General features: G+C 56.5%; 12 protein-coding genes, 1 tRNA gene and 1 riboswitch. Of the genes, 4 read left to right on the forward strand and 9 right to left on the reverse strand.

Going from position 1 to position 16,487, the window contains the following annotated elements; translation table 11 throughout:
• Nucleotides 1-32: 32 nt before the first annotated feature.
• Both IB226_RS02260 and IB226_RS02265 read right to left on the reverse strand, forming a co-directional pair.
• Nucleotides 33-2,696 (reverse strand): beta-N-acetylhexosaminidase, encoded by a 2,664-nt coding sequence (locus tag IB226_RS02260; protein ID WP_192233352.1) that lies wholly within the window; start codon nt 2,694-2,696, stop codon nt 33-35.
• A 51-nt stretch (nt 2,697-2,747) separates the two neighbouring features.
• A complete protein-coding gene (locus tag IB226_RS02265) occupies nt 2,748-4,145 on the reverse strand; it encodes an OprD family outer membrane porin (protein WP_192233354.1) in 1,398 nt (465 codons plus the stop codon).
• Nucleotides 4,146-4,411: 266 nt separating this feature from the next.
• Nucleotides 4,412-4,507, forward strand: a riboswitch (TPP riboswitch).
• Nucleotides 4,508-4,540: 33 nt separating this feature from the next.
• Between IB226_RS02265 and thiM the strand changes: the two genes are divergently transcribed.
• The 3 genes from thiM (at nt 4,541) to fbaB (ending at nt 7,323) form a co-directional block, all read left to right on the forward strand.
• Nucleotides 4,541-5,326 (forward strand): hydroxyethylthiazole kinase, encoded by a 786-nt coding sequence (gene thiM, locus IB226_RS02270; protein ID WP_192233356.1) that lies wholly within the window; start codon nt 4,541-4,543, stop codon nt 5,324-5,326.
• The gene (gene thiD, locus IB226_RS02275; RefSeq protein WP_137386135.1) at nt 5,323-6,123 is read left to right on the forward strand and encodes a bifunctional hydroxymethylpyrimidine kinase/phosphomethylpyrimidine kinase; all 801 of its coding nucleotides are present in this window, start codon (nt 5,323-5,325) and stop codon (nt 6,121-6,123) included. The genes thiM and thiD overlap by 4 nt, the downstream gene beginning before the upstream one ends.
• 147 nt (nt 6,124-6,270) lie before the next feature.
• On the forward strand, nt 6,271-7,323 hold the full coding sequence (gene fbaB, locus IB226_RS02280) for a class I fructose-bisphosphate aldolase (RefSeq protein ID WP_192233358.1): 1,053 nt from the start codon (nt 6,271-6,273) through the stop codon (nt 7,321-7,323).
• Nucleotides 7,324-7,479: 156 nt separating this feature from the next.
• Here the strand turns inward: fbaB and IB226_RS02285 are convergent, their stop codons facing one another.
• The 5 genes from IB226_RS02285 to IB226_RS02305 all read right to left on the reverse strand — a co-directional run bounded on the left by IB226_RS02285 (nt 7,480) and on the right by IB226_RS02305 (nt 12,432).
• Nucleotides 7,480-8,166: a GntR family transcriptional regulator gene (locus tag IB226_RS02285; RefSeq protein ID WP_192233360.1), complete on the reverse strand. Its 687-nt coding sequence runs from the start codon at nt 8,164-8,166 to the stop codon at nt 7,480-7,482.
• Nucleotides 8,167-8,264: 98 nt separating this feature from the next.
• A complete protein-coding gene (locus IB226_RS02290) occupies nt 8,265-9,725 on the reverse strand; it encodes a mannitol dehydrogenase family protein (RefSeq protein ID WP_192233363.1) in 1,461 nt (486 codons plus the stop codon).
• Nucleotides 9,726-9,769: 44 nt separating this feature from the next.
• Entirely contained in the window at nt 9,770-11,053 is a 1,284-nt protein-coding gene (locus IB226_RS02295) for an MFS transporter (protein WP_101763341.1), read from the reverse strand.
• 84 nt (nt 11,054-11,137) lie between these two features.
• Nucleotides 11,138-12,148 carry a Zn-dependent oxidoreductase gene (locus IB226_RS02300; protein WP_101763342.1) on the reverse strand — a complete coding sequence of 337 codons (1,011 nt, stop codon included), beginning with the start codon at nt 12,146-12,148 and terminating at the stop codon, nt 11,138-11,140.
• A 208-nt stretch (nt 12,149-12,356) separates the two neighbouring features.
• Nucleotides 12,357-12,432, reverse strand: a tRNA-Asn gene (locus IB226_RS02305).
• A 306-nt stretch (nt 12,433-12,738) separates the two neighbouring features.
• Here IB226_RS02305 and IB226_RS02310 point away from each other — a divergent pair.
• Nucleotides 12,739-13,860: a Gfo/Idh/MocA family protein gene (locus tag IB226_RS02310; protein ID WP_192233365.1), complete on the forward strand. Its 1,122-nt coding sequence runs from the start codon at nt 12,739-12,741 to the stop codon at nt 13,858-13,860.
• Nucleotides 13,861-13,937: 77 nt separating this feature from the next.
• On the opposite strand, the gene yegS is transcribed toward IB226_RS02310, so the two are convergent.
• Nucleotides 13,938-14,837: a lipid kinase YegS gene (gene yegS / locus IB226_RS02315; RefSeq protein ID WP_110866633.1), complete on the reverse strand. Its 900-nt coding sequence runs from the start codon at nt 14,835-14,837 to the stop codon at nt 13,938-13,940.
• Nucleotides 14,838-15,086: 249 nt separating this feature from the next.
• Complete coding sequence (gene yegQ, locus IB226_RS02320; protein WP_101763345.1) at nt 15,087-16,454, reverse strand: tRNA 5-hydroxyuridine modification protein YegQ; 1,368 nt, start codon at nt 16,452-16,454, stop codon at nt 15,087-15,089.
• Between the last annotated feature and the right edge of the window lie 33 nt (nt 16,455-16,487).

Raw genomic sequence — 16,487 nt, forward strand, 5'->3', positions numbered from 1 at the left:
CCCCAGGCACTCCAGCGAGGGGCAGAAAGTTTTTAAAGTGCTTCAGCGCGGCTGAAGCGTTTGCCATCCGGACTCACGCTACGCACCCAGACTTTATCGCTAGCAGTAATTGCCGGTTTAGCATGTGGTTGATAACGCTGCCAGCGCTTACCCTTATCCAGGCTGTACTCCAGCGGCAGACCCGGCAGCGCAATGTTCATGGTCAGTATGCCATTCTCGACGCGCGCCCCCGGCACCGGTAAACGGTAGTGAATACCGGCTTTATCCATCTTGCCCAACTCACGCTGGCCTAACAGATTGGCGAAACGCTGCCAGTCCTGATTGCGCTGCTGCTGGTTAACGAAGTGGGTTTCACCGCCTTTAAAGGTGCGGCCTTGCTGATAATTCAGCTCCCACTCCGCGCGATGCCAACCGCGTTCGGCCACCGACAGCAGGCGCGGGAATACCATGTAATCCATCTGCTGATCGGTACGCGTGGTTTCACTCCACAGCTGTACTGAAATGCCGTATGCGCCTGACCACGGCTTATTCGAGGTGGCATCAAAGGTCTTCCCGTCGCGATCCACCGAGGTTTCAGCGTTCTGCGGCAGGTTGTCCGGCGCGAAGCCAAACATCTTGCGCTCATCGCTGAAGCGTGTGCCCCAGTAATAGCCGCGCTCGTTAGGATTCACCTCATACGGGAAGTCCATGTAGACGTAATCCGGATTGGAGATCACCACTTCATAATCTTTCAGCGTCCAGTCGTTGGCGGTGTCAAAGCCGCCCCAATAGAGCGTGTCCCAGAAGTTAACGCGTACGCGCGAAGTGGCGAAGGCGTGCGCGTCAGTGGCATCTTTCAATCCATCCTGCCAGGCCTGCATCACCGGAATGCCGTGCGCTTTCACCATCTTGCTCACTTCCAGCGCGAAGTGACTTGGCAAGTGCTCCAGATCTTCCACCTTGCCGGATTTCACCACCGCCTGGCAGACCTGAGATTTTGCCCAGGGTTTGTCCTCTTTGCTTTGGTCTAAAATGCCCGTTCCCGCTTTCGGGTTCTTAACATCGCTGTAGCCGCTACCGAGGCGAATGTTTTTCGCTTCATCACCGCCAAAGTGCCAGGTGGTCAACGGTTGGCCGGCTTCGCGGTGCATCGCCTGCACTTCACCCATCACTTTATCGACAAATCGCTTCGAGGAGTCGAGGCAAGGATTGAGATAGCTGGTGCGGTCGTACAGCTGCACGGAACGGGTATTCGAGGTATCCGTAGGATCCACCAATCGATATTCACTGGCCTGCTGCGGTTTACCCGCTTTCATCAGTTGCTGATATCGCGCCTCCATAGAGATCACCGCCGCGCGTGCATGCGCGGGCATATCGATTTCCGGGATCACTTCGATGTTGCGCGCCTGCGCATATTTGACGATCTCGATATAATCGGCGCGGCTGAAATGTCCGGTTCCGTTGTTATTCGTGAGCGGGCCGGAGCCCAATTGCGGCAGAAGACATTGCTGCTCAGTCAGATCGTGACAACGCTTACTGCCGACGTCGGTCAACTCTGGCAGACCGGGGATTTCGATACGCCAGGCTTCGTCATCGGTCAGGTGGAAGTGGAATTTATTCATCTTCCACGCCGCCATTTGATCGAGCATGCGCAGCACCGCTTGCTTGCTGTGGAAATTACGCGCCACATCGAGGAAGGCACCGCGATAGGCAAAGCGCGGTGCATCTTTCGCTTCAAGCGTGGCGATAATCGGTTTACCTTCAGCCGGCACCAGCGACAGTAACGACATTAAGCCGTAGTAAACGCCAGCTTGATCGTAACCAATGATATCGGTGCCGCGCGGTGTGATGCGCAGTTCATAAGCACCGGAAACCGCCTCTGCGCCGTGGAAATGATTGACGGCGATACGGGTATGAATGTCATAACCCGCTGACTGCGGTTTGAGCCCCATCAAATCGAAACGCTGTTTAACTGCATCGGCCTGGTTGTCCGCCAATACCTCAAGATGCAAGGCAACGCCACGGCTCAGATCGACATCCGCCGCATGAACTTTCACCGAACGCGGCGTTGGGGTGATTTGTCCGCGCAGCGCGCTGGCAGGCAGTTGCGCCACATCGGCATTCTTTGAGAAGCGACTTTGCGGCAGCATTAGCACGTTTTTATCGTCGGCAATGCGCTTCCATTGGCCGCCAAACGGCTTAACAAAGTCGCTGAGGTTTTCGGTATCGGTGCTGGTGATAATTTTTGGCGTGGCATTGGCGGCGGTGACATACCAGCGCGGCATCACGTCGGTGATAAACAGCTGCCAGTATTCATTGACGATAGGGATCTCAATCGACTCACCCGCCGCGATACCTTTGAATTTCTCCGTCGGTTCCAGACGGGTTAAATCGCCGACGATATGGGTCATTTTGAACTGATCGTTATCCACCCGCAGCGTTTCGTGCACGTTGCTCATGTAGATTGCCCAGTTTTTACTGGTGAGCGCCGGACCGTTGTTGGTCAGCGTGATGGTGGCGGTGTTGCAGGATGCCCAATCGGCACCGAGTTTCGCGCAGTTCACGCCGTGATCGGCCGCCTGGTTGTCAGTGACCTGATACTGCACGCCGAACTGACTGATTTGATCGACGACCTGCTGATTACTGCGCGGGGATGAACTGCAGGCGGCAAGGCTCATCACGCTCAGCGCCAGTAAACTGATTTTTAACTTTTTCATGTTGTTATCCTTCTCCACGGAGGTAAGTCTCTGGCTCCTGCCAGATCGGGGTCAAAACAGGGTGAATGGCGCGACGACCATAAATTTGATGTCTTTCTCGTCCTGGAAGATGTTGCCGTAGCCGCCGCTATAGCTGGGAAGATCGCTGTGATTGTCGTAGCGGGTGTAGTGCAGTTTGAATTGGGTGTCTTTGGCGCGGCCTTGCTGGATGGTGTAAACCAGGTCGAGGCTCCACGCGGACTCTTTCAGGCGCTGATTTTGGTCGTAGAGGGGATTGGTGGAAGGCTTCGCGTCCCAACCGTAGGCGTACGATGTACCGACTTGCCAGCCAGGTAATTGCCAGTGTCCCAGATCCACCATCACACCGGCGAAGAGCGCTTTCTCACCGTTGGCGTTCCAGTCTGAGCGAGAATCCCACCACACGTCCATGCGGCCATTCGAGCTGGCGTAAGACGGCGTCATACGTTGCAGGAAGAAGCCCTGATTACCCTCGGCTTTTACCCATGTGCCTTCGAGGCGGAAATCGAACGCGCCGAGCGTGTAGCCGAACGTCAGCGCCTGCAGCCACGCGAGGCCATCGTAAACATCGTTCACCTGGCCAACGCCGCTGTTGTCACGATCCTTCGCGCCATAAAATTGATAACTGGTGCGCAGCGGTGCATCGGCCAGCGGCAGCTGATAAGAGGCTTTGGCAAAATACTGATCCATGTAATTTGCCGCCTGGCCGTAGGCGCCTTCCAGCACCAGCGCGTTTTTAAAATCGTATTTGGCACCAAAGGATTGCAGCCACGGAATCTCCGTCACGCCATCGGCTTTACGGAAGTTGTACATGTCGCGATACCACGGCGCTTTGTATTCGTCAGTCCACATCCAGGAGACGGAAAGGGCGCCGGCGTCGCTAAAATCAAAGGTGGTGCCGGCCTCAACACCGCGATAGGTGCCGGGCAGGAAGCTCCAGTGCGGTGCCAGCAGCGTCTGCCCGGTGGGCTGCAGATAGCCTGCGCGCAGCCAGTTATCCTGCCATTTTGCCTTGATGGCGGCTTTATAGAGACTTAAGCCGCTCTTATCTCCGCTCCAGTCCTCATCCCAGCGCGTACGGGCATTGCTGAAACCAATTTCATTCGGTGCCGCCGGGCCGCCGTTGCTTAACTCCAGCGCGCCAAACGCTGCCAGATCGAGGCCGATCACCTCACCGGCGTAACCGGATGAGAAGTCGAGATTGGCATTCGCAGAGGCGTGATGCAGATTGGCATCATACTGACCGTACGAGCCTTTTTGCGGATCCATCTCTTTGCGATCGCGCTGGCGTTGCCAGTAAAACAGATTGCCAGAGAGAGTGGCGTCTTCGACAAAACCCACGGCGTGGGCGGAGGGAACCGGCACAAAAGTGCCGGCAAACAGGGCAGAGACAATGGCCGCAGAGAGCGGCGCGCGTGGAATCCGACGCATAGCAAATCCTCCGTGATGCTTCCATAAACAATTAACAAATCCGTATTGTTTCGTCATGAAACAAGTTGCCGGGGATGCTATTTTTCGCGACGCGAATTATCAATGGGATTTATTACAAAGTATGACGCAGCACGCAAAAAAGCGTCGTTTTAAGGCGTTTTATCAATAAGTTACATGAATGTGTAATTTGTTGCTTTGTGAGCCAGATTCCAGGAAAGCGGCGTTTACTTGCTTTACCCCAACTTGTTCCCTATGCTCGCCAACGTAGTTTTGACTCGGGGTGCCCCTTTAATACAGGGCTGAGATACACCCGCCGACCTGATCTGGATAATGCCAGCGTAGGGAAGTCAGATGCCTGACCGCATTCGCCTTCTTGATCGCCGGTTGGGAGCCTTATGAAACAGCCTGACCTTCTTTCCCCCGCGCAACTCGCGCACTCTCTGCAACTGCTGCGTCAGCAAGCGCCGCTGGTGCACTGCATGACCAATGACGTGGTGCAAACCTTTACTGCCAACGTGCTGCTGGCACTGCAAGCTTCGCCCGCGATGGTGATCGATCCTGAAGAAGCGGCGCAGTTTGCCGGTTTTGCCGATGCGTTGTTGATAAACGTAGGTACGCTGACGCGCGACCGTCGTGATGCGATGTGGGCGGCGGTGCAAGCGGCGCAAACCGCAGGCACGCCGTGGACCTTGGATCCGGTGGCGGTTGGCGCACTAACGCTGCGCACCGCATTCTGCCAACAGTTGCTGAGCCTGCAACCGGCGGCGATTCGCGGTAACGCTTCAGAAATTCTCGCACTGGCGCAACAGGCTAGCGGCGGACGCGGTGTCGACAGTCTGCATCAGGCCGATATCGCGTTAAGCGCTGCCCAGCAGCTGGCGCGTGATTACCACACCGTTGTGGCGGTGACCGGTGAAGTGGATTATGTCACTGACGGCGTGCAGACATTCGCCATCCCCGGCGGCAGCCCGCTGATGACGCGCGTGGTTGGCACCGGCTGCGCGTTGACGGCGGTGGTTGCCGCCTGCACCAGCTTGCCGGGCGATCGCCTGCAGCATGTCGCTGCGGCCTGCCGCGTGATGTCGCTGGCGGGTGAGCAGACAGCGCGCCAGGTCGCCGGGCCAGGCAGCTTTGCCGCTGCTTTCCTCGATACGCTGTGGACGCTGGAGGTCGAGGCATGAAACGCATCAATGCATTGACCATTGCTGGCACCGATCCGAGCGGCGGCGCAGGTATTCAGGCCGACCTCAAAGCTTTCTCCGCGCTGGGCGCGTATGGCACCAGCGTCATCACCGCGCTGGTGGCGCAGAACACCTGCGGCGTGCAGTCGGTGTATCGCATCGAACCTGATTTTGTTGGCGCACAGCTCGATTCGGTGCTGAATGATGTGCGCATTGATGCTGCGAAGATAGGCATGCTGTCCGAAACCGCTATTGTCGAGGTGGTCGCCGAGCGGCTGAAACGGGCCAGCCTGCCGTTTGTGGTGCTGGATACGGTGATGATTGCCAAAAGCGGCGATGCGCTGCTGTCGCCGGATGCGGTGGCGAGCGTGCGCGAATTGCTGCTGCCGCAGGTATCGCTGATCACACCAAACCTGCCGGAAGCCGCCGCGCTGCTGGGGCGCGCGATGGCGCAGGATGAGAAAACCATGTTGCAGCAGGGCGATGCGCTGCTCGATCTTGGCTGCGAAGCGGTGCTGATGAAGGGCGGACATCTTAGCGATGCCGAAAGCCCGGACTGGCTGATTACCCGCGACGGACGTCAGCGCTTTACCGCGCCGCGCGTCAATACGCGCCACACGCACGGCACCGGATGCTCGCTTTCAGCCGCGCTGGCGGCGTTGCGTCCGCGCCATGATAGCTGGGCAGCGACGGTCGCTGAAGCCAAGGCGTGGCTGCAACAGGCGCTGCTGCACGCCGATTCGCTGGAGGTCGGTAAAGGCATTGGGCCGGTGCACCATTTCCATCAATGGTGGTAGGGCGTAACGCCAGATTGCCGCTTTTTCACTGCGCATCCGTCTGAAAAATGGAGTCAGCAATTTGCCAGCCTGGCGCTTTCCGGTCCAGGCTGTTGGGGGCGAATCGGCAACGGCCGGTTCCAATCCAGCCATTTATCAGGAGCGAACATGACGGACATCGTACAGTTATTGGGCAAAGAGGCGGATAGCCTTCTTCAACATCGCTGCATGACCATTCCAGCGGATAGCCTCTATTTACCCGGCGCGGATTATGTTGATCGCGTAATGATCGACAACAATCGTTCTCCTGCCGTACTGCGCAACATGCAAACGCTGTACAACACCGGACGTTTAGCCGGCACCGGCTATTTGTCGATTTTGCCGGTCGATCAGGGCGTTGAGCACTCGGCGGGCGCATCCTTTGCGGCCAATCCAGCTTATTTTGATCCAAAAAACATTGTTGAGCTGGCGATTGAAGCCGGCTGTAACTGCGTCGCCTCTACCTACGGCGTGCTGGCTTCGGTTTCTCGTCGCTACGCGCACCGCATTCCGTTTATGGTGAAGCTGAACCACAACGAAACGCTGAGCTATCCGACGCAATACGATCAGACGTTGTACGCCAGCGTGGAACAGGCCTTTAATCTGGGCGCGGTGGCGGTTGGCGCCACCATCTACTTCGGTTCTGAACAATCACGTCGCCAGATTGAAGAGATCTCGGCGGCCTTTGAACGTGCGCACGAGCTGGGCATGGTGACGGTGCTGTGGGCCTATCTGCGTAATGATGCGTTCAAGAAAGAGGGCGTCGATTATCACGCCAGCGCCGATTTAACTGGCCAGGCCAACCATCTGGCGGCGACCATCGGTGCGGATATCGTCAAGCAGAAGATGGCGGAGAATAACGGCGGCTATAACGCGGTGAAGTTTGGTCACACCGATGAGCGCGTTTACAGCAAGCTGACTACGGAAAACCCGATAGATTTGGTGCGTTACCAGCTGGCGAACTGCTATATGGGACGCGCAGGTTTGATCAATTCCGGCGGCGCTTCTGCGGGCGAAACGGATATCGCGGAGTCGGTGCGTACGGCGGTGATCAATAAGCGTGCCGGCGGCATGGGGCTGATTCTGGGGCGCAAGGCGTTTAAGAAGACGTTGAAAGAGGGCGTGCAGCTGATTAATGCGGTGCAGGATGTGTATTTGTCGAAGGATGTGACGATTGCTTGATTGAGTGGGGGCTGTGCTCGCTGTCCCCCATCCCGGCCTTCCCCCGCAAGCGGGGGAAGGAGATGCTGCCACATGCTGCTTCAACATTTACATTTTGCAGCATCTTCCTCCCCCATTAATGGGGGAGGACCGAGGAGGGGGACAGCGAGCACTAAATCAAGGCGCCTCAAACCACTCACTATTACGCTCGGCAATCGGCGTAATGGTCAAAATCATCTCCTGCAGATGACGGCGCATCGCGCTTTCAGCTGCCTCAACATCATGCGTTTTCAAGGCGTTATAGATATCTTCATGCTGCTGAATCAAACGCTCCGGCGGTGACACTTCGCTCAAGGTCAGAAAGCGCACGCGGTCCATGGTAGCTTTGATGTTCTCCACCGTTTCCCACGCCAGCAGGCAATTAATCCCTTCAGCAATCAAGCGGTGAAACTCATCGTCCAGCCCCAGGAAAGCCTGGCTGTCATGACGTTCAGCGGCGAGACGCTGCAGCTGCAGGTTATGCTCCAGCGCCATCAATCCGGTCGCACCCATCTCCTGCGCGGCGCGGCGAACCACGGCGATCTCTACCGCTTCACGGATAAAGCGACCGTCGGCCACGCGCTGAGCGGAGATTTTGCGCACGAAGGTGCCGCGCTGCGGTAGCACCTGCACCAGTCCGGCTTCCGCCAGCTTGATAAAGGCTTCACGTACCGGCTGACGTGACACGTTGAAACGCGCCGACACTTCCTTCTCCGACAGCAGCGAGCCCGGATGAATAACGCAGGTCACAATATCTTTGCGCAGATAACGATAGATCTGCTGATTTACCGGTTCGCTGGTGGTTATGGTATGGGCAGTCGACATACAGCAATATCCGTATTACGGCTGGCATCTGCCAGCCCGTTAAGAAAGGTTCAGTCTAATCAGCACGCTGCGTCTGCGCTACACATTTGTGCAGGCGCTTAGCCTTGTGTGACGAGGCTTTGAACGGTGGCGCGCGCGCCCTGTTTAACCAGTTGCTGATAGAGTTCAGTCACGCGTGAGACAAAGGCGGGCTGCTGCTGCAGATCGTCACCGAACACGGCGTTGAGGCTGAGCAACGCCTTAACACGTGGCGCACCGTCCTCACTGTTGGCCACAATGTCCGCCAGCTGATCTTTCAGCGGATCGCGAATCTCAATGGCCTGACCTTGCTCATCCACACCGCTGACATAGCGCATCCAGCCCGCCACACCCAGCAACACGAAATCGCACGAGGTGCCATTGCGCAGATGCCAGCGCGCGCTATCCAGCAGGCGCTGCGGCAGTTTTTGCGTGCCATCGGTGGCGATTTGATAGGTACGATGTTTGATGGCGCGATTCTCGTAACGCGCAATCAGGGAATCAGCGTAGGCTTCGAGATCGACGCCTTGCGTGCGCAGCGTCGGCGCCTGATCCTGCAACATCAACGCGCGCGCCGCCGCACGATAGCTGGCATCGGCCATGCAATCGCTGATGTGTTCATAACCGGCGAGAAAACCGAGATACGCGAGGAACGAGTGGCTGCCGTTGAGCATCCGCAGCTTCATCTCTTCGAACGGCAGCACATCGCTGACCAGCTCAGCGCCCGCGTTTTCCCACGCCGGACGTCCGTTAACGAAGTTGTCTTCGATGACCCACTGGAAAAACGGTTCGGCTTCAACCGCCACCGGATCGCGGCTGCCCAAACGTTCCGCCAGCGTGTCGAACGCCGCATCGGTCATGGCCGGGACGATGCGATCAACCATGGTCGAAGGGAAGGTGATGTGCGCCTGGATATACTCCGCCAAAGCGGGGTTGTGGCGCTCGGCCAACTGGGTGATCACGTTGCGCGTGACATGGCCGTTTTCCGGCATATTGTCGCAGGACATCACGCTAAACGGCGGCAAATTGCGTTCGCGGCGGCGGATAATGGCCGCCAGAATCAAGCCGGGCAGCGAACGTGGCTCACCAGGATGAGCGAGGTCGTGCACAATATCGGGATGATCGGGATTGAGCTTGCCGCTCGACGGCATGTAGCAATAACCTTTCTCGGTTACGGTCATCGAGACAATCGCCACGTCTGGCTGGCTCATCGCCTCAATCACCGCCTCAATGCCGTCGCCTTTGCCATGCAGCGCTTGCGTCACCACGCCAATCACCCGCGTGTATAAACTCTCATCCGCCATTTCGGTTAGCGTGTAGAGCAGATCCTGCTGACGCAGCGCCTGAATCAGCGTGCCGCTGTTGAGATTCACTTCGCAATAACCCCAGTCGCTGCCCTGAGCGGCCAGCTTATCGGTCGCCAGCGCCTGATGCGCGCGGTGGAAGGCGCCAAAGCCGATGTGCACCATGCGGGTCTTGAGTTGGCTACGATCGTAAGCGGGGCGTTGGACATCAGCGGGGAGGCGTTCAAGCTCTAACATAGTCATTCCTTTTAGCAAATGGGGCGCTCAGCGCCCCATGAGATTTACACTGAAACCGGTTTATTGGTGGCTTTAGGTTCACGAATCACCAGCAGTACCAGCAGCGCGCCGACGCCAGCCACCGCACCTGCGAGGATAAAGGCGCTGTCAAACTTACCGGAGTGCTGCACGATGAAGCCAGTCACCACCGGGCCGATCACACCGGACAAGCTACCAATCAGATGGATAAAGCCACTGATGCTGCCGACACGGCTTTTGTGCACCACGTCCTGCACAATCGCCCAGTAAATTGCGCCGGTGATGTAGAGGAAGAAGATCGAGATCGACATCATGATCACCGCCGAGTTGACCTCTTTTATCGTACCTGCCAGCGCCACGCAAATCGCCGCGGCGGTAAGTGAAACCACCAGCACAATTTTTCGTGAAAGCAGCAGCTTGCCGGTGATGTTGAAAATCTTATCGGAGATCCAGCCACCCAGCGCCAGGCCCACGAAGCCAACAATCCACGGGATCATGGTGGTGATGCTCATCGCTTTGATATCGAGGCCGTGCGCCTGCACCAGATACGCCGGGAACCAGCTCAGGAAGAAGAACAGAATGTAGTTGTAGCAGAAGAAGGCAAAGGCGGTAACCAGAATGATCGGCTGGCGCAGATAAAAGCCTAAACCGTGCGCGGCGCCGCTTGAGTCGATCACGTCGGCCGGTTCTTCGGCTTTCAGTTTTTCTACTAAGGCACGCTCTTCTGCCGAGACGCGCTTACTTTTCGCCGGATTATCTGACGCGAAGAAGAACCACAGCGCCAGCCAGACGAAGCCAATCGCGGCGATCACCACAAACGCCGGACGCCAGCCGAATGACAGCGCCAGATAGCCAACAATCGGACCGGCAACCGCGCCACCCAGCGGTGAACCCGAGCTGAGTAAGCCCATTGCGGTGGCGGCCTGTTTTTTCGGGAACCAGCCGTTAATGGCTTTGTTCGCTGAGGCAGAGATGGGGCCTTCCGCCATGCCAAACAGCACGCGCAGAATCATCATCGACCAGAAGCCAGTCGCCATCGCGGTTAGGCCGCAGAACAGCGACCACATGCCAACGGCGGTGCCGAGCACGATGGTCGGGCCAAATTTATCCGTCGCCAGCCCGCCGATGAAGTTAAACAGGGCATAACCGAAGAAGAAGCTGCCGAAAATCATGCCGAACTGCTCGGCGTTGATCATCAGGTCTTTTTCCACCAGCGGTACCGTCAGAGAGAGGGCGATACGATCAAGGTAGTTGATCATAAACACCAGGAATAACAGCAGTACGAGGGTCCAGCGCAGGTTCTTAAACATAGAAACTCCGTCATCGTCATTTTTTATAGTAATAATGCCGGCGGGTAAGGGACCGGCATGGGGACACCTGGTGTGCGGGTTAACTTAACCCATTTGTAGGATCACTTTGCAGCAGGTGCGGGGATCTTTTTCGAACAGCGTCATGGCTTGCTCAACGTCTGCCAGCGGGAAATAGTGCGTCACCAGTTTCTCCGGCTGGATCTGGCCTTGCTCAATCCACTCAATCACCTGCGGGAAGCGATTGCTGTTGAGACGCGAGGTGAACAGCGACAGCTCTTTGCTGGTGAGACTTTGCTGCGTGATGCTGCACGGCTCGCCAGAAAAACCCAGCAGGCCGATACGCGCCGCTGGTGAAGCGAGGGCGGCGGCTTCTGCCAGGATCGAAGGGTGACAGGCGGCGTCGATAATCAGCGTTGGTTGCAATCCTTCCAGCTGCGCGGCGAGCGGAATTTCGCTGTTGTTGAACACCTGATCGGCACCGTTTTCCTGCGCCAGCGCCAGCCGTTCTGGCAGACGATCAACCACCAATACCTGTTCAACGCCATACACGCCTTTCAGCACCTGAATGGCGGTAAGGCCCATTGGCCCCGCACCGTAAATCAGTGCCACATCGTTTGGTTGTGGTTTGAGGAAGGCGGTGATATTGGCCGCGATGGTGAAAGGTTCGACCATGCTGGCGAGTTTGTCGGGAACGCTATCCGGCAGGCGGAAGGCGTTTTTTGCTGGCGCCACGGCATATTCGCTAAAGCCACCGTCGCGGTGCACGCCAATCACCTGCAACGTTGTGCAGACGTTCGGGCGACCAATCGAGCAGGGATAGCAGTGACCGCAGCTGACCACCGGATCGACCGCCACACGTTCGCCAATGCGGCTGGCGGCAACGTCATCGCCGACCGCATCAATCAGGCCGAAGAATTCGTGACCAATCACGCGCGGATATTTAGCGAAAGGATTGTGACCGTGCCAGATATGCACGTCGGAACCGCAGATGCTGGCAAATTGCACCTTCACGCGTACTTCACCTGCAGCGGGTTGCGGCAGCGGACGTTCTGCCAATACCAGTTCACCCGGTTGCTCAATCACTACACTTTTCATCATCTACTCCAACGGGAATGCAATGATGAAAAAATACGCGCACTAATACTACCATACAAGTCGGCGTTAAAGAGTTGTGAAGAGAATCACAGAGGAACAGTTACGTAGGGGCGCCATTCATGGCGACCAGGGAATCACGGCCACCCTAAATGGCGATGCTGAAATGACAAAAACCCGCTCAGGTTTCCCTGAGCGGGTTTTTTAAATTTGGCTCCTCTGACTGGACTCGAACCAGTGACATACGGATTAACAGTCCGCCGTTCTACCGACTGAACTACAGAGGAATCGTTTGAACGGGGCGCATATTATCGAGCGGCCCTCGCCTTGTCAAAACTCTTTTTCACAATTCGTTCTGACTGCTGAATAAAGCGTCAATTGCGCGCCATGAGCGGACTCAGCGCGGCAAAATCACAACTGATACAACCTCTTTTGTGACGATGATCACCATCTCTATGCAAAATTACATTCTGATTTGTCGATTTTGTCAGATACCTCGCATGCATGATCACAGATATTTCATTTCGCCGTTGTCGGGGCCAAAAGCGAAACATATATTCCAGATCAACTCTTAAGCGAACGCGGGAATAGTCATGAATAAAGTCAGAATTGGAATGATTGGCAGTGGTTACATCGGTCGTTGTCACGCGATTGCTTACGCTCAGGCACCTACAGTTTTTGCCCTGAAAGGTGAGATCGTGCGTGAAATGCTGGCGGAAGTGAACTCAGAGCTGGCAGCAAAACAGGCGGCAACTTTTGGCTTTGCCCGTTCTACTGGCGACTGGCACGAGCTGGTGCGCGATCCGAACATCGATGTGGTTGATATCTGCGCGCCAAACTTCCTGCATAAAGAGATGGCGCTGGAAGCGATTCGCAATGGCAAACACGTTTACTCCGAGAAACCGTTATCGCTATCAGTGGCCGATGCGGAAGAGATGGTACAAGCGGCGCAGCAGGCGGGCGTTAAAACGCTGGTCGGCTTTAACTACATGAAAAATCCCACCAGCCAACTGGCGCGCGAGATTATCGCGCGTGGTGAAATCGGCGATGTGGTGCACTTCTACGGCACGCACAATGAAGATTATCTGGCACGGCCGGAAACGTCGCTCGATTGGCACTGCCAGAAAGCGTTGGCCGGATTAGGCGCGCTTGGCGACCTCGCTGCGCATATTGTGAATATGGCGCACTATCTGGTCGGTGATATTGAAGAAGTCAGCGGCGATATGATGACGGTGATTAAAGAGCGTCCGGATCCGAAGGATACTTCGCGCCTGCTGCCGGTGGAAAACGAAGATCAGGCCAGCGCCTTGCTGCGCTTTAAAAACGGTGCGCACGGAGTGTTTGAAACCTCGCGTATCGCCTGCGGCAGCAAAATGGGCCTGACCTATGTGGTCACCGGTACCAAAGGCACGCTGCGTTATACCCAGGAACGTATGGCCGAGCTGGAGCTGTATATTCACGATGAACCGGCAGGCCGCCAGGGTTTCAAAACCATTTTGACCGGTCCGGCGCATCCGGATTACGCTAACTTCTGCGTCTCTGCCGGGCACGGCATCGGTTTCAACGATCAGAAAACCGTCGAGATTCGCGATTTAATCAATGGCATTGCCGCTGGCGATCGCATGTGGCCAGATTTCGCCGAAGGATTGCAGGTGCAGAAGGTGCTGGAAGCGGTTGCGGTTTCCGCACTGGAACGCCGCTGGATGAAAGTGTAATCACAGTTAACTGAATAATATCGTAGCGGCGCAATGTATTGCGCGCCGTTGAAAGCGCGCCGCTACGGTAATGTGCATTAAGCAAGTAACGGGCATTGCGGCGGCAAACGGCAGCTCAGTGCGCCCGCCATCACTTCAATCTCAAACTCACTTCCCGTCAGCGGTTCGCCATCCAGATTAAACGTCATCTCATGGGGTGAACGGATGGTGAGCGACTGCAGCTGCGCCGTGACGATATTCGGATTTTCATCATCACGCGTCAGCGAATGCAGCAACGTTGGCAGCAGCTCTTGCGCGGTGACGATGCTGAGGTTGAGCTGTCCGTCATTGATTAAGGCATCCGGGCAGAGCTTTTGTCCGCCGCCGGCCTGACGTCCATTGCCGATGCCAATTACCAGCGCATCGCCTTGCCAGTTAAAGCCGGGGCCGCTGATTTCACAGCGATCCGGTTTCAGCGCATCGACGCGCATCAAACCATGAATAAAGTACGACACACCACCCAGCGCCGATTTCAGCTTTTCAGGCGTTTCGGTGGTGATGCGCGTGCCAAATCCGCCGGTCGCCATATTGATAAAGTAGCGATCGCCGTTCACGCGCGCCAAATCGATAGCCGTGGCTTTTCCCACCAGCGCGAGACGTAAAGCCGGTTCCATCCCTTCGGGAATACCGACGCTGGTGGCGAAATCATTGGCGGTGCCGAGCGGTAAAATGCCCAGCGCCGGACGCTGCTGCTCGGGTAATCCCGCCAGCGCGGTGGCGATCTCATTGATGGTGCCATCACCGCCGCCAGCCACCACGGTTTCTGCCTGCAAAGCGACCGCTTCTTGTACATAACGATCGCCATCACCTTTTTCCCAGGTGACGCGCACCGCCAGATTAAAGCCTTCATCACGCAGCGTATTCACCGCAGCGCGCAAATCTTCATTACCTGCGCCTTTCCCGTTGAGGATCAGCAGCGTCAGCGGTTTGTTTTGCATTATCAGTTCCTTGATGCGAGAGACAGAGCACTGGTTATAGCATAGCTGGAGAGAGAACTTTATCGGCGGGCGACGAAAAAATCGGTGGGCGATCAAAAAAGAAAACCCGCACGGGGGAGCCGGGCGGGTGAATGAGGTGGTTCCTGGTACTACCTGCTTTTATTCTTACTCGTTAGCAGCAGGCGAGATTCTAAAGCGAGGCGAAGAAAGGGTCTGTGATCCTACTCTAACTTCGCCATTTTCTTTTCTTTATGTGCGATTTTTCCCGTGTGGATCGTAGGTGCTGTGGCCATCGGTGAAATTACGCAACAGCAGGGCAAAGGCGAGGTTGACCGATTCCGGGACCGGGATCCACACGCGGTGTCCATCGCCTGGCGCCACGTCCACCGCCGATCCTTTATCGTTCTGCATGGTTTCCAGCGTGCAATTAAGGTTGCCTTCGGGCGTCATGATCTCGACAGAATCCCCGAGCATAAACTTATTCTTTACCGCAATCTGCGCCCAGTCACCGCGACGTTCGCCGGTGAATTCGCCGACAAACTGCTGGCGCTCGGAGATAGAGAAACCTTGCTGGTAGTTCTGATAGCTGTCATGGGTATGACGACGCAGAAAGCCTTCGGTGTAACCGCGATGCGCCAAACCTTCCAGCGTCTCCAGCAGCGCTGGATCGAAGGGTTTACCCGCAGCGGCATCGTCAATGGCACGGCGATAAACCTGCGCGGTGCGCGCGCAGTAGTAGAAGGATTTGGTGCGGCCTTCGATTTTCAGCGAGTGCACACCCATTTGGCTTAGGCGTTCAACGTGCGCCACCGCGCGCAGATCTTTAGAGTTCATGATGTAGGTGCCGTGTTCATCCTCGAAGGCGCTCATCACCTCACCCGGCTTCATCTTCTCTTCCAGCAGGAACACCCGGTCGGTGGTGGCGCCGACGCCCAAAGTCGGCTCCTGCACCTTAACCGGCTCATGGAAACCGACGATATTGCCCATCTCATCCTGCTTGCCTTCTTCCACTTTGTATTCCCAGCGGCAGGCATTGGTGCAGGTCCCTTGATTAGGATCGCGTTTGTTGAGGTAGCCCGAGAGCAGGCAGCGGCCGGAGTAAGCCATGCACAGCGCGCCGTGCACGAAGATCTCAATCTCCATTTCCGGCACCTGCTGACGGATTTCTGCAATCTCATCCAGCGATAGCTCGCGTGAAAGAATCACGCGCGTCAGCCCCATCTGCTGCCAGAATTTCACCGTGGCCCAGTTGACCGCGTTGGCCTGCACCGACAGATGAATCGGCATCTGCGGAAAGGCTTCACGCACCAGCATAATCAGGCCGGGATCGGACATGATCAGCGCGTCCGGCTGCATGGCAATGACCGGCGTCAGATCGCGGATAAAGGTTTTCAGTTTGGCGTTGTGCGGGGCGATGTTGACCACCACGTAGAATTTCTTACCGAGCGCATGGGCTTCATTGATGCCCTGCGCCAGAATCTCGTGGGTGAATTCGTTGTTGCGCACGCGCAGGCTGTAGCGCGGTTGGCCAGCGTAGACGGCATCAGCGCCGTAGGCAAAGGCATAGCGCATATTCTTCAGCGATCCCGCTGGAGAAAGCAGTTCAGGTTTTAACATGGATTTTCTCACTGATGTCAGGTCAGCATGCCA

This window comes from Pantoea sp. PNT03, from assembly GCF_014852515.1.
In the GTDB taxonomy this organism is placed as follows: Bacteria; Pseudomonadota; Gammaproteobacteria; order Enterobacterales; family Enterobacteriaceae; genus Pantoea; species Pantoea leporis.